The sequence below is a fragment of the Singulisphaera acidiphila DSM 18658 genome (assembly GCF_000242455.2).
GTDB lineage: Bacteria > Planctomycetota > Planctomycetia > Isosphaerales > Isosphaeraceae > Singulisphaera > Singulisphaera acidiphila.
The window spans coordinates 3,127,750-3,145,236 of record NC_019892.1; the positions used below are offsets into that span (position 1 = coordinate 3,127,750).

Annotated in this window: 11 protein-coding genes; 2 read left to right on the forward strand and 9 right to left on the reverse strand. The window is 62.0% G+C overall.

What is annotated here, in order from left to right:
- Positions 1-104: 104 nt before the first annotated feature.
- The 6 genes from SINAC_RS12370 to SINAC_RS12405 form a co-directional block, all read right to left on the reverse strand.
- Positions 105-2,660 (reverse strand): heavy metal translocating P-type ATPase, encoded by a 2,556-nt coding sequence (locus SINAC_RS12370; protein ID WP_015245979.1) that lies wholly within the window; start codon positions 2,658-2,660, stop codon positions 105-107.
- A gap of 35 nt (positions 2,661-2,695) precedes the next feature.
- Positions 2,696-2,986, reverse strand: a complete 291-nt coding sequence (locus SINAC_RS12375; RefSeq protein ID WP_015245980.1) for a metal-sensitive transcriptional regulator — start codon at positions 2,984-2,986, stop codon at positions 2,696-2,698.
- Positions 2,987-3,662: 676 nt separating this feature from the next.
- Positions 3,663-5,105 carry a TlpA family protein disulfide reductase gene (locus tag SINAC_RS12385; RefSeq protein ID WP_237722548.1) on the reverse strand — a complete coding sequence of 481 codons (1,443 nt, stop codon included), beginning with the start codon at positions 5,103-5,105 and terminating at the stop codon, positions 3,663-3,665.
- A gap of 636 nt (positions 5,106-5,741) precedes the next feature.
- Positions 5,742-6,446, reverse strand: a complete 705-nt coding sequence (locus SINAC_RS12395) for a hypothetical protein (RefSeq protein ID WP_015245983.1) — start codon at positions 6,444-6,446, stop codon at positions 5,742-5,744.
- A gap of 167 nt (positions 6,447-6,613) precedes the next feature.
- The gene (locus SINAC_RS12400; protein ID WP_015245984.1) at positions 6,614-10,636 is read right to left on the reverse strand and encodes an efflux RND transporter permease subunit; all 4,023 of its coding nucleotides are present in this window, start codon (positions 10,634-10,636) and stop codon (positions 6,614-6,616) included.
- 16 nt (positions 10,637-10,652) lie between these two features.
- Positions 10,653-12,356, reverse strand: a complete 1,704-nt coding sequence (locus SINAC_RS12405) for an efflux RND transporter periplasmic adaptor subunit (RefSeq protein WP_015245985.1) — start codon at positions 12,354-12,356, stop codon at positions 10,653-10,655.
- A 207-nt stretch (positions 12,357-12,563) separates the two neighbouring features.
- Here SINAC_RS12405 and SINAC_RS12410 point away from each other — a divergent pair, with 207 nt between their 5' ends.
- A complete protein-coding gene (locus SINAC_RS12410) occupies positions 12,564-13,010 on the forward strand; it encodes a hypothetical protein (RefSeq protein WP_015245986.1) in 447 nt (148 codons plus the stop codon).
- Positions 13,011-13,347: 337 nt separating this feature from the next.
- Complete coding sequence (locus SINAC_RS12415; protein ID WP_015245987.1) at positions 13,348-14,865, forward strand: TolC family protein; 1,518 nt, start codon at positions 13,348-13,350, stop codon at positions 14,863-14,865.
- 252 nt (positions 14,866-15,117) lie between these two features.
- Here SINAC_RS12415 and SINAC_RS12420 read toward each other — a convergent pair whose 3' ends face one another.
- The 3 genes from SINAC_RS12420 to SINAC_RS12430 form a co-directional block, all read right to left on the reverse strand.
- Positions 15,118-15,429: a hypothetical protein gene (locus SINAC_RS12420; RefSeq protein WP_015245988.1), complete on the reverse strand. Its 312-nt coding sequence runs from the start codon at positions 15,427-15,429 to the stop codon at positions 15,118-15,120.
- 650 nt (positions 15,430-16,079) lie between these two features.
- Positions 16,080-16,916: a universal stress protein gene (locus SINAC_RS12425; RefSeq protein ID WP_015245990.1), complete on the reverse strand. Its 837-nt coding sequence runs from the start codon at positions 16,914-16,916 to the stop codon at positions 16,080-16,082.
- A 124-nt stretch (positions 16,917-17,040) separates the two neighbouring features.
- Complete coding sequence (locus tag SINAC_RS12430) at positions 17,041-17,385, reverse strand: hypothetical protein (RefSeq protein ID WP_015245991.1); 345 nt, start codon at positions 17,383-17,385, stop codon at positions 17,041-17,043.
- Positions 17,386-17,487 lie beyond the last annotated feature (102 nt).

Sequence of the window (17,487 nt, forward strand, 5' to 3'; positions counted from 1 at the left end):
CAGTAGCCCGGCCAGACTGGCCGGGCTACTGGTTTTGGTTTGAACCGAACAAAAGCCAACTTCCTCAATCCCTCCGCTTCGATGCAATGTGTGCGAAATCCGCTCTACAGTTCGACGTTCCGCAACCGCAAGGAGTTGAGGATGACCGAGACGGAGCTCAGAGTCATCGCGGCGCTCGCGATCATCGGACTGAGCAGGATTCCGAAGAACGGATAGAGGACACCCGCCGCGATGGGAACCCCAAGCATGTTATAGAGAAATGCAAAAACCAGGTTTTGACGAATGTTTCGCATCGTCACTCGGCTTAGCTTTCGGGCCCGTTCAATTCCACGCAAGTCCCCCTTGATCAGCGTTACCGCCGCACTCTCCATGGCAACGTCCGTCCCTGTGCCCATGGCGATGCCAACCTGTGCCTGAGCGAGTGCCGGGGCGTCGTTGATGCCGTCCCCAGCCATCGCGACCACCCGGCCCTCGGCCTGAAGACGCTTGATCGCCTCGCCCTTCTGCTCGGGGAGCACCTCCGCCTGGACGTCGTCGAGACCCAATTTTTTGGCGACGGCCTGGGCGGTTGTCCGGCTGTCTCCGGTCAGCATCACCACGCGCAGGCCGTCAGCATGCAGCGCTTGCACCGCAGCCACTGCCGATTCCTTGATCGGGTCGGCCAACCCCAGAAAGCCAGTCACGCGTTGATCAACGGCCACGAAAACCGCGGTCTCACCTTCAAGGCGACGGCTCTCAGCCTGATCTTGGAACGACCCGGCGTCGATGCCAAGCTCAGCGAGTAGTTTCAAAGTGCCGATCGCGACGGGGTGGCCGTCAACCAAGCCGATGACGCCGTGGCCCGTCAGTGAACGGAAATCTGTCGCCTCGGAGAGGGTCAATCCTCGCTCCTTGGCTGCGGCGACGATGGCCGCCGCGAGCGGATGTTCGCTCCCACGTTCAAGGCTCGCGGCCAAGCGGAGGAGCTCAGCCTCGTCCTGGCCTTCGGCCGTGGTGATCGAGACGACGCGGGGCTTGCCCACTGTCAGAGTACCGGTCTTATCGACCACGACCGTGTCGACTTTCTCCAATCCCTCCAGCGCCTCGGCGTTCTTGATCAGGACACCGGCCGTGGCACCTCGTCCGGTACCGACCATGATCGACATCGGCGTCGCGAGGCCAAGAGCACAGGGGCAGGCGATAATCAGGACGGCGACGGCGTTGACCAATGCGTAGGCGAGCCTCGGCTCCGGCCCAACGGTGGCCCAAACGCCGAAGGTCAGGACGGCGATGAGCAGCACGATCGGCACGAAGTAGGAGGAGACGACATCCGCCAGCCGCTGGATCGGAGCGCGAGTGCGCTGCGCCTCGCCCACCATGCGGACGATCTGCGCAAGCATGGTCTCCGAGCCGACGCGCTCGGCTTGCATGATGACGCTGCCCGTGCCATTCACCGTCCCACCAATGAGCTTGTCACCGGCCCCTTTCTCGACGGGGATTGGTTCGCCGGTGACCATCGACTCGTCGACCGTGGTCGCGCCATCGAGAATGGATCCGTCGACGGGAACCTTCTCACCGGGGCGAAGACGAAGGCGATCCCCAACATGCACATGCTCGATCGGCACGTCTTCCTCATGGCCGTCAGACCCGAGCCGACGAGCCGTCTTGGGTGAAAGGCCGAGGAGGGCCTTGAGAGCGCTGCTGGTCTGGCTCCGCGCCCGGAGTTCAAGCACCTGGCCGAGGAGCACCAGGGTGGTGATCACCGCAGCCGCCTCGAAGTAGACAGGCACCGTCCCCCCGTGGCCAAGGAACGAGTGTGGAATCAGGCCGGGGAAGAGCGTTGCGACAACACTATAGAGGTACGCCGTCCCCGTCCCAATCGCAATGAGAGTGAACATGTTCAAGTTGCGAGAGACAAGCGAGGCCCAGCCGCGTTCGAAGAACGGCTTCCCGCCCCAGACGACGACCGGGGTCGCGAGTGCAAGCTGGAGCCAGAGCATGGCTCGGCCGGCGAAAAAAGGCCGACCAAGCACCATCTCTCCCATCGCGATCACGAGCAGCGGCACGGCCAGGACGAGGCAGACCCAAAAGCGACGGCTCATCTCAATGAGCTCGAGGTTCGGCCCTTCGTCAACCGAGGGGTCGAGCGGCTCAAGTGCCATGCCGCACTTCGAGCAGCTCCCCGGTCCCTCCTGGACGATCTCCGGGTGCATCGGGCAGGTGTAGAGCGTCCCGCTCGGCAGCGTTGCCGCCCCGTGTTGGTGAGTCATGCCTCCGGGTCCCTGGCTCAGAACCCGCGCGGGATCAACGCGAAACTTCTCCAGGCAGCCCTTACTGCAAAAGAAGTAAGTCTGCCCTTCGAAGTCAAATGAGCCGGCCGCCCGCTCAGGGTCGACGTCCATCCCGCAGACAGGGTCCTTGACCGTGTGATCGGCCTTCGCCTCGTGCGAGCAGCACGAGTGGCCCCCGCCGTCCTGTGCCGGCTTCAGTACGACGAGTCCCGAGACAAGACCCACGAACTTCGCGGGATCATGGTCGAATTTTTGCTTGCAGGAGCCCGAGCAGAAGAAATAGGTTTTGCCCGCATGCTCGCTCTGCCCCGCAGCCGAGACCGGGTCCACCTTCATTCCGCATACGGGATCGGTCACGGTCTTGCGCTCGGGAACGGTGTTCGTTTCCATCGTCTCCTCTTTCCCATTCGGTGTCGATGAAACGTTTATTTCAGGAAGCGGGCCAGTACGGTGCGGACCTCATCCACGAGTTGATCCTTCGACATCGGCTCCGCCTGAGCATGCTCCGTGCCCGTGCCATGGCCCAGCACACAACATTCGAGATGCTGACTCAAGAGCTCGATCCCCAACGCGTCCAGCGCCGAGCGGACCGCGGCAATCTGATTGAGGATGTCGACACAGTAACGATCCTCTTCGACCATGCGCTGGATCCCGGCCACCTGTCCCGCAATCCGGTTCACCCGCGCCTTGATCTTTGGTGATGTTCCCTTGCTCATGGTGCTCCCTCCATATACCCCCACAGGGTAAATTTACTGTATACCCACAGGGGGTATGAAGTCAATGGCCGAATCATCGTCGAGTCGAGGAGGCACGAGCTGGCTGGTGAATCCAGGCCAACCGGCAAAGGCAAGGCCAGGACCTTGCTACGATTGATCGTCCCATGATCCGACCAGCGGATTCACCGGGTCTGTGACTAAGCCTTAGCGACCAGGCCCTGAACTTTCGCCGAAACGGGCGAGGCCGGAGTGTCGCTCTCATGGTAGAACGCGGCGAGGAAACCGATGAAGAGGGGCGACATGCGAAAGGAATGGTAGGTTGCTCGGACGAAGCGGATCTCTTCGTCAAGCCGAGAGTGGAGGAGTTCCAACTCCACGGCCTCTTGGCATCGCCGATCTCCCTGGGCAGGGTCGGCGGGTCTTCACCCGCGTCCGATACGTTAATGCAGTCGAGGAAATCGACCGATGCAGCTCCGGCGGATGCGGTCGGGGCGTTGAACCTCTCATGGTGGGCCCGCCCGCTGATTGAGGTCTGGGGATGGTCCCACTCGGCGAGGATGTTGAGCGACCGGCCCTGGGACGATGCCGGGCAGCGGCCGGCGCATGCCGACCGGCGGCGGCCCGTCATCAACAGCCGGGAGTCGCTCGGTTCGAGACGCCAAGAGTTATCGGGGCGTCAGCGGCCGGCGGCCTCCTGCTCGGCCACCAGCTTCTCGACGAGTTGGTCGAGCGCAAGGCCGTGCGCGTCCTTCGCTCGGATCTTGCCCTCGGCATCGATGACATAGACGGTAGGATACGATCGCACGTGGTAGAGTTGGGCGATCGGCCCTGTGCCCGGCTCGCCGTCATGCCAGTTTGGCCAGGTAATACCTTGAGCTTCCATCACCTTGCGGGCGACCCCGGCATCGGCATCAGCATTGACGCCGAGCATGGCGAACGGCCGATTTTTCATCCGCCCGACCAGCTCCTTCTCGCGGGGGATCTGCTGCATGCATGGACCGCACCAGGTCCCCCAGAAGACCGCGGCCACGACCTTGCCGCGGTAGTCCGCCAGCTTCAAAGGGTTGCCGTATACATCGATTCCCTGGATCTCCGGGGCCAACTTGCCAACGGCCAGGTTGTGCCAGTCGTCGAGCCGGGCCTCGGCGACCCGGCCAAGCGTCGAGCGATGGCTGGCGATCCGGGCCTCGATCTTGCGCCGGCCTTCGTCTGTGAGTGGCTCGCCGCCCCATTTCGGCTCGGGCTGCCTGAGCAGGGCCTCCAGCAGCCGGTCGCGCGTTGTGACATACGGCACGTCGCTGTAGTCGGCGATCACCTCCTCGTACAGTCGCTCGGACTCGGCGCGGAGGTAGTTCACATCGCACTGCTTCAGGTGCAGGAGATAGGCGTACTCCTCGTCGGGCATGACCTCCTTCTGGCTGTAGCGCGTCCCGTCCACGCGGACGAAGTCATCGTGGACGTACGCCGGCCGGCCTTCCACCTTCTTGCTCCTCTCGGCCATCATGGCCTTGCGTTCGAGATACTGCGCCAGTGCCAGGCGGGCCAGTCCCTTCGATTCGCGGCCCTTCGCCGAGGCGTAGAAGCCAAGCAGCAGATGATCGCGGTTGGCGGTCTGCCAGTTGTCGAGTCGAAGACCCACACGTACGGCGTCGGGGTCGTCGCCGTGGTGGCGGACAAGCCAGCTTGCGGCTAGAGCGAACTCGCCAGGATTCAGCGTCTCGCTTCCGTTTTGGGCCTTCTCGATTATCCAGAGCATGGCGTCTCGGACGGCCGGATCCTTCGGCGCGGTCGCTGCCAGGTCGAAGATCCGTCGTACGACTCCGGGATAGTCGGGGGCAATTCCGGCGGGGTCCGCCCGGTCGCCCTTCGAGGTCGCAGAAGCCGGTGGAGGAGCGGAGCGAGCCCAGACGGCGTCCTCGTACTGGGCCTTCAAGTGATCGAGTTCCCCGGCCAGCGAATTCCCGGGGCCCTCGGATCGGGCTTTGGCTGAGGGCATCGGACCGTCGGCTCGGGGCGCGACCTTGGGCTCGTCACCGATACCGGCCCCCAGCCCGGCCGCCCCAACGGTCGTCGTAATGCCCAATGCGACGAAGCCCGCGATCATCCGACATCGTTTCATGGCCATCATCCCCTGTAAGATCTCAGCCCGACGGCCACCGGCAGCCCAGCGAGGTAGTGCTCCTACCCGCCCTCGATCTCTGACCAGCGTGGCTGGCAATTGATCACCGTTTCCTTCGCACGTGAGTGCCGCTGGCGGCGACTAATCGAGTTCGGGGCCTTGCACCTTTGACCACCGGGCCAAACCCGCCTCCAAGGCGGCCATTGCCTCGGCCAGTGTGTCGGATGCCGTCCTCAAAGTCGAGACCACAGTAACCCATCACTCGCAGCACAAACCCAAAGCTCTCTATGATCCCCAATTTTGATGTAGCCGTAGCCCCTGACGTACTTGGCTATGGCCGAGAACATAAGCTCGACATTCGCCTGCGTTGAGTTGAGGTTGGTTGGACCATCTCGGCCCGTTGAGTTTCCGCCTGCGTGGGCCAGGAGCATGGCGAGGTCGTTCACCGAGGGCCTGCCGTGAACCGTCATGTCAGCCAGGAGCGAGCCGTCTTTCTCCGTGACCACCACCATCCCGAGGTAGTGAGCCTGGGAACGAGGCCCCGAGGGCAAGGAGCCATATTTAAGTTGATCGGGCAGGGCGAACTTGGAACGGACGGCCCTGCCACGCCCCTCCAGGACTTGCCGGGCGTACCAATTATTGCTTGGAGTCCTGCTCACCTTTCGGGGCAGGAGACAAGGCCTGGGCACCGAAATACTTGCCCGGGTGCGCCCGGAGTTCCTTAAGACAACCCTTGCAGCAGATCAGAGTGGATTTGCCATTGTAGGTAACCTTCAACGGCCCGCCCATCGCGTCCAGGTCTTCATTGCTGACCGGGCAAGTTTTCATCGCCGCGATCGCCTTCTCGTCGGCCTTGGTCGCTTTGGTGACGATGAAATCACCGCTCGGCGGCAGGGCAAATGGAACGGTGAAGTCCGCCGTCTTCTCGGCCGGCTCGGGTAAACCCTCAACCTTGAACTCGACTTTAGCGCCGCTTGCGGGGACTTTGCCAAGATCGACGGCGGTTCCGATCGAGGACAGGGCCTGACCGGGGCTCGCAGCGGTCGGGACAAGTTTCCGCTCGAACCAGGGCTTGGGCGAGTTCGGGTGATAGAACGTCGCGGTCCCGGTCAGACGCGAGGCGTCGACCGGCTGATCCTCGTGGCTGCGCGGGTAGACCTTGAGCCCGTCTTTCGCGAAGACAACCTCAAAGTGGTACTCCCTGGTCATCGCCACCTTGCCGCCGTGGAGGGGCGTGCCGTGCTTGTGACCGTCGTCAGCCAAGGCAAGACCGGTCAGGCCGAGAGCGAGAGTGACACTCGCAGCGAACGCCATGGAATACTTACGGCAAAACGTCTTCATGGATTGCATCCTGTCCAGGTAACGGTTGGTGATCGATCCTCGGAATCCGTTCCGGGGTACGACTGGTTCTCGCAACTCGCGTCTCTGACACTCCATGTGACAATGGGGGCAACTCTCCTTGAGTCGAGTTCACGCCCCTTTGGGTTGCATCGGCCAGGTGTACGAAGTTACTCGGCCACGGTGACCGTATGGTTTCGTGTCCCGGGCGTTCTCAGCCCGTTCACGTCGAACAGACCGACGTGGTGAATCTTCCGCCACTGCCACTTCTTCACGGCGAAGTAGAGGACAGGGAGGAAGATATCGATCACTTCGTCGGCGATGAGGAGCCCGCCCAGGACGGGGGCAGCCATCGGCCGGATGACCTCGGAGCCGACGCCGCTCGCCCAGAGCATGGGGGCGATCGAGATGATCGTCGTGCCTTCGGTGAGCAGCTTCGGCCGGAGGCGGTGGATCGCCCCGTCGAGAATCGCCTCCTTCAACTCGGCGATCGACCCGATGCCCTCGAGACCGCCACGTTCGTCGATGGCTTCGCGCAGGTAGACGAGCATGACGATGCCGGTCTCGGTCGCCATGCCGAAGCAGGCGATGTAGCCGACCCAGACCGCGACACTGAAGTTGAAGCCGAAGAGCCATTGGAACATCGCCCCTCCGGCGAGCGCCCCCAGCACGCTCGTCATCATCAGACCGGCATCAATCCAACTCTTGTAGGTCAGGTACAGAATCAGCACGATCACCGCAATAACGGCCGGGAAAACGAGCTGCAACGTCTTGCGGGTCTTGAGCTCGTTCTCGAACTGTCCCGACCACTCGACGTACATCCCAGGGGGGAGTTTCACCCGATCCGCAACAACCCGCCGGGCTTCCTCGACGAAGCCGACTTCATCGCGGCCAGTGACTGTGAGCTGAACATAGGCTCGGAGCAGGCCGTTCTCGCTCTTGATCATCGACGGCCCCTCCACGACGCGGACGGCCGCCACCTCAGACAGAGGAACCTGGACCGGCTGAGCCGCAGCTCCGGATCCGGGCACCCCCGGAGAGGAGGCACCCATGCCGTCCCCACCCTCCGCCCCCGTAGCGCCGGTCGCTCCCCGTGCGGTAACAAGCGTATTCTTGAGCGCTTCCTCATCGGTGCGGAAGTCGCGGGCGTAGCGGACGCGAACAGGAAACCGCCGACGACCTTCGACGGTCATCGTCAGCGGCTTGCCCCCCATGGCGACCTCGACTACATCCTGGATGTCGCCGACCTGGATGCCATAGCGGGCGGCCTTCTTGCGGTCGATGTCGACTTCGACGTAGCCCTTGCCGACGATCTGGTCGGGCACCACGCCGTTCGCCCCGCGCACACCGCGAAGCACCTCGGCGATCTCCTGGCTGACGCGCTGGATCTCGTCGAGATTATCGCCGAAGACCTTCACGCCGACGGGCGTGCGCACGCCCGTCGCGAGCATCTCGATGCGGTTGATGATGGGCTGCGTAAAGATGTTGCCCCAGCCGGGGACCTGGAGCGCCGTGCCCATCTCGTCGACAAGGTCTTGCTTGGACTTCTGCCAGAGAAAGAGCCGGTCGCTGAACGGTTTCTCGAGCGTGGCCCGGAGGGCAGGGAGTTCGTCGGGCTCTGGCTTTCGAACCGTGAGGTTCTTCGCGTCTGCCCGCGTCGTCAGTTCCTCGAGTGCGGCCCAGGTGCCCGCGCCGACAGCGCGGTCGAATAGTTCCCAGTTGAGCGTCTTCATCCGCTCCTTGAGCTTCTCTTCGTGGAACCCCACGAGATGCTCGGTGAGTCGTGTGAAGAGCGTCTCCTTGCTCTTGCCGAGCACTTCCCCCACGGCGTCCGCCGCCTGTTCCCACGAACTGGGAGGAGGCGAGAGCAGGTCTGGATGCTCCCTGAGGACGCCCAGATGAATGAGCCGCCTGGAGGCGTCCTTCACGAGTGCGGTGACGTCGTCGAACCGCGTCTCGAGTGCCAGCCGCTCGCCGTAGAGATCACCGAGCGTCTTCGCCAGGTCCTCACGCTCCATGGCCGTGAGTCTGCGGTCGATGTGCGCCGGGTCCACTCGTTCGATCAGCGACTCGACGGCCTCACCCGCGAGTTGGTTCCCGAGCACGATTCGGTGTTCCTTGAGGCGCAGCAATGCCAGGTCTCGGAGCGTTGCATCGACCCGGGTCACGACCTCCATCGCCGCCTCGTTCAGAAAGGCGTCTCGCTCTTCCTTCGTGGCTGCCGGTTTCAAAATGCCCTTCGCCTCGAGTGCCGTGAGCGCGGCCTGAGTCTGAATCAGGGCATCCTCGAACTTGAGCTTTCGTTTCGGCCAGACCTCGCGGTCATGAAGGTTGATGATCGTCTCGACCATGTCGAGCGGCGAAGGGTCGGTCGCCGTCTCGGCACGCCCCGCCTTGCCAACCACCATCAGCACCTCGGGAAAGCCGCGAAGCACGGCGTCCCGGGCCTTCAAGTCCTGCGTCGCCTGCGTCACCGACATCCGCGGGACGCTCGTCGGCATATCGAGAATTGAGCCTTCGTCCAGTGGTGGCATGAACTCGCTCCCGAGCCGGGTCGAGGCGAGATAACCCGTACCAAGGATGCAGACGAAGAGCCAGCAGACAAGCGTGGTTCGGTCCATCAGCCAGGAGAGCATCGGCTTGAAGATGGTGATCATCGTCCGGACCAGCCAGCTATCGTCCTCGGACTTGATCCGACCTTTGAGGAAGATCGGGATCAGCGCCGGGACAAGGGTGATGGCGAGGATCGCCACGCCGATGAGCGCGAAGGTCTTGGTCCAGGCGAGCGGGTGAAACATCTTCCCCGAGCGGCCGGTCAGAGCGAACACCGGCAGAAACGAGACGATGGTGATCAGCACCGAGAAGAAGATCGGCCGGCCGACCGTCCGGCAGGCCGGGATAATCACGTCGAGAACGTTCCCCGTGACGCGCCGGTTCCCGAACCGGCGCGTGAGGTGGTGCGCCGCGTTCTCGGTCATGACGACCGCCTGGTCCTCGAGAATGCCGACCGAGATCGCGATTCCGGCAAGGCTCATGATGTTCGACGGGATGCCAAAAATCTTCATCAGCAGAAAGCTGAAGAGGATCGCCAAGGGGAGCGTGATCGAGACGACGAACGCACCGCCCAGGTGTCCCATGATGAGGACGATCATCACGGTCGAAATGATGATCTCTTCCTTGACGGTGGCCGAAACGGTTTCCAACGCCTTGTTGATGAGTGGGGTGCGGTCATAGAAGGGGACGATCCGGACTCCTTCGGGGAGCCCTGCGCTGAGCGTCGTGATCTTCTCTTTCACTTTGCGGGTGACTTCGAGTGGGTTCTCGCCGAACCGCATCATCACGACGCCACCGACCACCTCTCTACCATCCTTCTCGAGCACACTCCGCTTGAACCCTGGGCCCAACTGAACCGAGGCGATGGCGCGCAAATCGATGGGCACACCCCCGCGCTGGGCGACGACCGTGTCCTTCAAATCCTCGAGGTTTTTGATCCAGCCGACGGAGCGGATCAGATACTCGGCGTTCCCCTTGTGGATGACTCGGCCACCCACGGCCGAGTTCGAGCGCTGGACGGCCGAGTAGACCTCGCCCAGGCTGATGCCATAGGAGCGGAGCCGGTTCGGATCGAGGTCGATCTGGTACTCGCGTGGCGCTCCGCCCACCGAGGCAACTTCGGCGACGCCGGGAACCGAGTTCAACTGATAGCGGACGTACCAATCCTGAATGGCGCGGAGCTCACCGAGGTCGGAGTTCTCCCCCTCGACGGTATACCAGAAGATCTGGCCGACGGCCGTGGCGTCGGGCGCCATGTAGGGGGTGACGCCTTGCGGGAGTTCGGGAGCGACGGTCGCGAGCCGTTCGAGCACGCGCTGGCGGGCGAAATAATAGTCGGTCGAGTCGTCGAAGATGACGTTGATCATCGAGAAGTTGAACTCGCTCGACGAGCGAACCACCTTCACGCCGGCGAGCCCTTGGAGCTTCGTCGTGAGTGGATAGGTGACCTGGTCTTCAATCTCTTGCGGGCTCCGCCCCATCCAGTCGGTGAAGACGATCACCTGGTTCTCGGACTGATCCGGAATGGCATCCACCGGCATCGTCATCAGAGCGCGGAAGCCCGCGATCCCGATCACGATGGAAGCGAGGATGACGAGGAAGCGGTTCCGGATCGACCACTCGATGATTCCTTCGATCATGGACCAACCTCCGTTCTCAATGCCGGTGGACGGGCGTCGCGGGGGCGGCGGCCGACTGTGTCGCAGCGGCGATCGGCTTAACGGCCGCCTTCGGGTTCAGCCGGTTCTCGGCGTCGATCAGGAACGAGCCCGAAGTCGCCACCGACTCGCCGGGGGAGAGGCCGTCAAGCACCGGGTAGCGGTCGCCCGAGATCGGGCCGAGCACGACTTCGCGCCCTTCAAAGACGCCGGGATCCGTCTCGACATAGACGACCTTCTTCGTCCCGGTGTCGATGACCGCCGACTCAGGGACGGTGAGCACCTCGTCCCTCGGCGCCGGGGCGAGCCGGGCGAGGTACTTCACGGGCTCCCCCTTGAGCTTCTCCTCACACCCTTCACAGCACATCCAGAGCTTCTGCCCTTGAAGCTCGATCGGGATGGGAGTGCCCATCGAACCGAGCTTCGCGTGAGTCACGAGGCAGACCTTCTGTTCGTCAACAGTGAGACTCGCACGCCGAGCCGTTCCCAAGGCGGGACGTGAGACGATCCGAGAGCGGAACGCCGGGGTGTCGGCAACCGGAGTCTTGAGCGTGACGGTGGCGAACATCCCCGGGCGGAGGCGAAGGTCCGCGTTCTCCAGGTCGTACCGGACGGTGACCGTGCGCGTCTCGGAATTCAGGACCGGGTCGATGAACGCAACCTTCCCTGAGAAAACCTCGCCCGGATAGGCCTCGACGGTCGCTTCTACCGACTGCCCGACGCGAACCAGCGAGAACTGATTCTCGAAGACTTGCGCCTTGACCCAAACATGCGTGAGGTCGGCGATCTCGAACAGCGCCTGCCCCTCGCTGACGTATTCCCCCTCGATCACATTCTTCCGGATCACCACCCCGCCGATGGGCGCGAGGATGGGCAGGCGGAAGTCAGCCTTCCCCTCGCGAAGGATCTGGTCGACCTGAGCCTGGGTAATGCCCCAGAGCTTGAGCTTCTCGCCGGAGAGCCGGACCAGCTCCCCCGGGTCTCCCAACACCGAGCGGCCGAGCGTCGTCTGCATCGGTGACTGCTTACGCATCGAGCTCTGATTGAGGAGGAGTTCCTGGATCGCTTGATATAACTCAGGGCTATACACCTCCGCGAGCGGTTCCCCCGCCTTCACCTTGGTACCGGTGAAATTCACCAAGAGCCGATCGACCCGGGCCATGCCCTTGGTCTTCGAGGAAATGCGCTTGAGCAACCGCTCATCGACTTCGATGGTGCCAACGGTCGTCATCGTCTCGGAGAGCGGAGCGTAGTTCACCTCACTCGTCCGTACCCCGGCCTGGGCCACCCGGAAGGGAGCAAGCGAGACCCGAGCGAGAACCCCCGCCGGAAGCGTCTCCTTCTCCCCTTTCTTCCGCTTCGAAAGCGGCATGCCGCAGATCGGGCATGAGCCCGGCTCGGCCTGAATTACCGTCGGGTGCATCGGGCAGTAGTGTTCGGTGTCAGACGCGGCCGCGTGCGTCTCGCCCGGCGGACGGGACCACTTCTCGTAGTGATTCCAGAGGGTGTCCCAGTAGGCGAAAACCAGGCCCGTGGCGGCCATCAAAGCAATGAAGCGGAGCCTGAGCTCAACGACCTTCACCACCATCCGAAACTTCTGCCAGCGGGTCAATTGCGGCTCATTCGCCGCACTCGGCGCAGGCCGAGCGAAAGACTCAGGCGCACCCGAGTCGGACTGACCGGAAGGTCCATGAACGGCCATGATCGAAACTCCTCGCTCAACTCGGGTGAGAAGCCCAAGGGGCGCGTTTCTTGCGTGCGTCAATCACGATCGGGCGTGGTTTCGGAACGGCTTGCTGCCGAGCGAACGTCTGGCGAGAAAGACGCCAAACGAGCGCAGCGCAAAGTCGTCACTCGCAAGGGGGGAGTTCAGATCAAGAGATGTGACGTTCGAAGGTAGAGCGGAGACTTGAGCAGGCTCTCGTTCGGGAGCCGAAGGCGGCCGAACGAGAGCGAAGGCCGGGCCGTCTGGGGGACGGCAGCCAAGGTTTCAGCACTCAGCCCATCGGTGCGTTGGCTGTTCGTCGGCTGGGCCGGCCGCTCGGAAGGAGCGGCGGGCTCGTTTGCCCGGCATTCGCACGAAGCCGAAGCCGGCGGAGAACTCAGCCGAGCGGGAGCGGCAACGACCGCATCCTCCCCCATCGCATCGGTCGACGGTGGCAAGGACTCGACTTTACCACAACAGCCGCACTCAGCCGACGGTCGGCTCGCACAGCAGGCTCGGGAGGTCGATGCGGACTTGGACTTCGTCGTTGAGCAGGCCGAAGCAACGTCCGCGAACGAGAGCATCCCCACGATCGCCACAAAGGCAACCAAGGCGACGTTCGTGCTCGGGCGTTGTGTTGTCATGGCCTAAAAAGTGTTAAAGGAGCCGGGGGATCGTGCAAGTTCCAGGCATTCTACCGCGCTGTCGTCTTGAAAACAAGTTCGGCAGTGGCCCGTCAAATCTTAAGCATGGCCGACTGCGACAACGACGACGGTCCACGCCGCCCTGGTTTCGTTGGAAATCTGCGGCTCGATCGAGGCGTTTCCAAGCCCGTCTTTTCTCGAGACTCGCTCGTGACTAAAGAATCGATACAAGCGAACGAGTCTTCTCAGCCGATACACGACCTGAGGTTCCTTTGAATGACGATATTGCCGGTTGCGCCGATGGTGCGTGCATTGAGTTCACAGGGAATAAAGAGGGGCCGGCAATGATCCGACAACCAACTCATGGCCTGATCGCTCTCAGCGTCCTTGTCGCAATGGGTGGCTGCGTTCACCCATTGCCGCTCCTGGAATATGAGGAAGTGGCCAACGAGGTCCATGCCACGGCGCATCGACCGCCGGAATCGATCCGCCCTGATGAGCCAATGGCCACGGCACTCGACCCGGCCCCGGTCCCTGCCGGGCTCAGTGGCGAGCAACCGGTCGACGTGTACATTTGCCACGCCCTGGCCGAGAACCGCGGGGTGCAGGCCGCTCGGTTCAACCTGCTCGCCATGAAGCAGCGGATCCCGCAAGAGACCGCACTCGAGGACCCGATGGTGCAAAACACCATCTGGCCCTTCCCAAGTAACGCGCCGCAATACTCGCTCATGGGCTATATGCCGTATGAGCTGATGATCACCCAGCAGTTCCCCTGGTTCGGCACACTCAAGCTACGCGGCCAGGCGGCGGAGCAGGAGGCGAAGGCCGCCTTTTACGAGTTGCTCGCCGCCCAGCTCGAGGTCGTCTCACGGGTGAAGCGCGCCTACTACAGCATTTATTTCAACCAGAAGGCCGAAACGATCCTGGCCGACAATAAGAAGCTCGCAGAGGATTTCGTCGTCCTCGCCCGAGAGCGGCTCAAGTCGGGTACGACAACGCTCCAGGACGTGCTTCGCGCCCAAAACATCGTCACAGACGTGGAGAGTGAACTGGTCACCGTCCGCCAGGAGCTCGCGGGGGCCAAAGCCGCCCTCGCCCGGCAACTCCACGTCAGCCCCGAGGCAGACCTGCGGGCGCTCTCGGAAATGCAGGTTGCTCAGGTCCCCGCCCAGGTCGAAATGCTCTACCGCCTCGCCGCTGCGGCCCGTCCTGAGTTGCAAGGCCGACTCGCCGAAGTCGCCCGCGACGAGCGGCAGGTGGAGCTCGCCAAGAAGCGTTATTACCCGAACATCACCGCAGGTCTCGCCTACGGCATGATGACGCGAGTGAACAGCATGTCCTCCATCGCCGACGGGCGAGACAACGTCGGCTTCATCGTCGGGTTCAACCTACCCATCTATCAACAGAAGCTCGCCGCCGGGGTGAGCGAGGCCCAGGCCCGAGCCATCGCTGACTCCCGGCGCTACGCCGATCTCAGAGACGAAACCTACGAAGAGGTGAAGGAGTTGTTCCTCGAGGCCAAAGCCCGGCGCGAAGTGCTCGAACTCTTCCAAACGAGCTATCTGCCACGAGCAGAGAACGTGCTCGAACTCGCAACGAACGACTATCGCGTCGGCAATCAGGACTTCATCACCCTGATCACCGGCCTGAGAGAACTCCTCACCGTTCGCCTTCAGATCGCTCGCCTGGAGTCCGAACTGGGTAAAGCGCTCGCCTCGCTCGAGCGCGTCGTCGGGGTCCAACTCAACGATCATCCGCCCAAAACAATCGCGGCTCCAACCACACCGACTCAGCAGCCTCCTCCCCCGACAAACGGAGCAGGCCCCTTCACGCCTGGTGCGGATACTCCCGAGCCGGAATAGCCCGGCCGGCTCGGCCGTATTTCCCTCGGGCCACAGACCCCCTTCCATTACTAAAAATACAATATTTCAATCATTGACCTTGCATTTCAATGGTGATTTGAATTAACCAAGTCTTCCGATTCGACAACAGCACGAACCGGCCGCACAGACTCCGTGGCCGGCTCAACGTTTCGCTCTGAAGCCCCAACCATCGCCGCGTCTCATCGTACGACCCCGCGAACACCATTTTTTTCACGTCGCCTTACTCTTGGCTTAAAGCAAGGCCTCCGATGGAAAGTGGTTTTGCGTCGGCACATCCGCATCCATGAACGCCTTGTAGAATTCACCGTCGAGCCGAACCCCCAACTCGGAGCCGTAGCGCGCGATCATTTCAGCGGTAACCGAATCAAGAATGCGCACACGGAGATCATCCACCAACCGCCACTTCTTGACAAAATGAGCAACGGCACCGACCTCCGCGGCCATCTGGTCCTTCGTATGCGCAGACCTTCCGCTGTTGTAGTAAAAGACCATGATGCTCACGCACCGAGCGATCATCTCCTGAATTTCACGTTCAGTCGCCATGATGCTCCTCATCAAACGGCAGTGTCGGAAGAGAAGGGATTGGCCGACATCACTGGACTTGCCAACCCGCCTGCTCATTTCCCTGGCCGATATCCAGCATCCGCTCCTGGCTCAGCACCCCGGCATGACAAGTCGTACTGGGCTGACTCCTTCCCATGCGTTCTCAAATCCAATCCTGACGGGGAGGCATATACGGCACGTCTGGCGAATGTCACTCCTGATCAGCAGGCGCCGGTCGACCACTCGTAAACGCCGGCTCCAAAACGATCGTCAACGACACTACAAATCACCAGCATATCCCATTCACCGATGATCTGCACATCCTCGAGTTTAGCAACAGGCAGTAACGACTTTTGTCCTCGAGAGCAGGATCGGTACGGCATGTGGAGTACAAAAAAAGCCCCGCCGTGCGAATCGTCGCACTGCGGGGCTATCTTAGCCAAAGAATATCGGCCCTTCGTGAGCCGATAGTCCTCATGACAAACAAGCATGACAGGAGGACGGTTTTGTGTCAAGCCGCTAGAGGTAAGGACATTCCTGAGCGGTAACCTCCTGGAGCATTTTGGATGTCGCTTGGAACAATTCGCTTCTCAAGGTGTTGTTCGTCGCCTCCACAATGGTGACGGACATGAGCAAACGCATCCTGAGCATTAGTGGGAGAGGAGGAGCGGAACGGGACACTTCTCCAGCATGGTACGGGTGGTCGAACCGAGAAAGAATTCACGGAGGACCGGCTGCCCGTAAGCTCCCATCACCAGCAGACCGGAATCGTAGAGTCTGAGGATCTCGAGAAGAACCTCCGGCGGCTGGTGGTCGGTGCCGACCGGATAGGGGAGCGCGTTAAGACTGTGCAATTGGAGAAACTCGACCGCGCGATCGGCACGACGCGTGGCCTCTTTCTTGTCGTTGGAGACACTGACGACATGAATTTCGCGTCCCTGACCAAGCCCCGAACCCTCGAATGCGGACAGAGCACGGGCCGATTGAAGGCTGCCGTCGTAGGCGACGACAATGGATTCGCCCCCACCAAGCGTCCTCGGGACGGCGACCACCGGCCGAGGACTCTCTTGCAGAACCTTGCCGAGTGTCTCGTCAGGCTCGCCCAGGGACCCGTAGTCAAAATGGGTTTGCTGGCCAAGCAGGATAAGGTCGTAGCGTTGCGCCTCCATGAGGATCTGGACGAAAGGAGATCCGACGTCCTCCAACGTCCTGCATTCCACGCCCGCCTTGTGACAGCGCCGTACGAATTCCTCCAGGCTCTCACTCACCTGACGGCGCGCACCGTAAAGTGAATGAGCGGGGGAAGCCGTTCGCCAATAATGCGGCCCCCCCAGCAGCGACGATCCCGAAGTGAAGATACCTGGCTCGTCGATAATTCCCAGGCCGACTACCAAGGCGTCGAATCGCATCGCCCAGCGCAAGCCCAGCTCCAAGACCGCGTGGCTGTCGTCGGAGCCATCCAGGCCGACCAAGAGACTCTTCATCATGACTCACTCCTGGCTGCGAGTGAGAGACCGAGAGGCTCGACAATCCCAGACTCGGTGTTGCAACTCCAGGGTTCCCCTTTCTCCGAGGGCGAGCCTCACCGCGACGAACGGCGGCACAGCGGCCTCACAGGGATGAACGACGTTCGGGGAGCGTTGTTTCGATCTGATCGGGAACATGGACAGTGCACTCGCAGGGCGCATTATCCTTGTTCAGTTCAGCCTCGGCCATCGCCTGGAGCAGTTCGTTCGCATCGTCAATGGCCCGGTCGATCAGATCACATCGCCATTTGCTTTGAATATTTTCTCGTGCGCATTTTAATTGCACGATCAAATGGGTGACCCCCTCGGCGACCGTCGAGCACTCGGCCCGGATCTCCGGGAATTCGCAATGATGCACCCGTAGGGTGTGCACGGAACGGCTGGCGCACAGTGCATCCTCCACGATCAAGCGATTCTGGTGGGTCAACATGGCAGAATTCTCCATGAAAGGAACGACTTCGTGAACTCAACTTTGGTGGGTTCCGCCAGGGCCAGGAAATCCGCGCCATTTCGGCAACCCCGCTTCACCTGA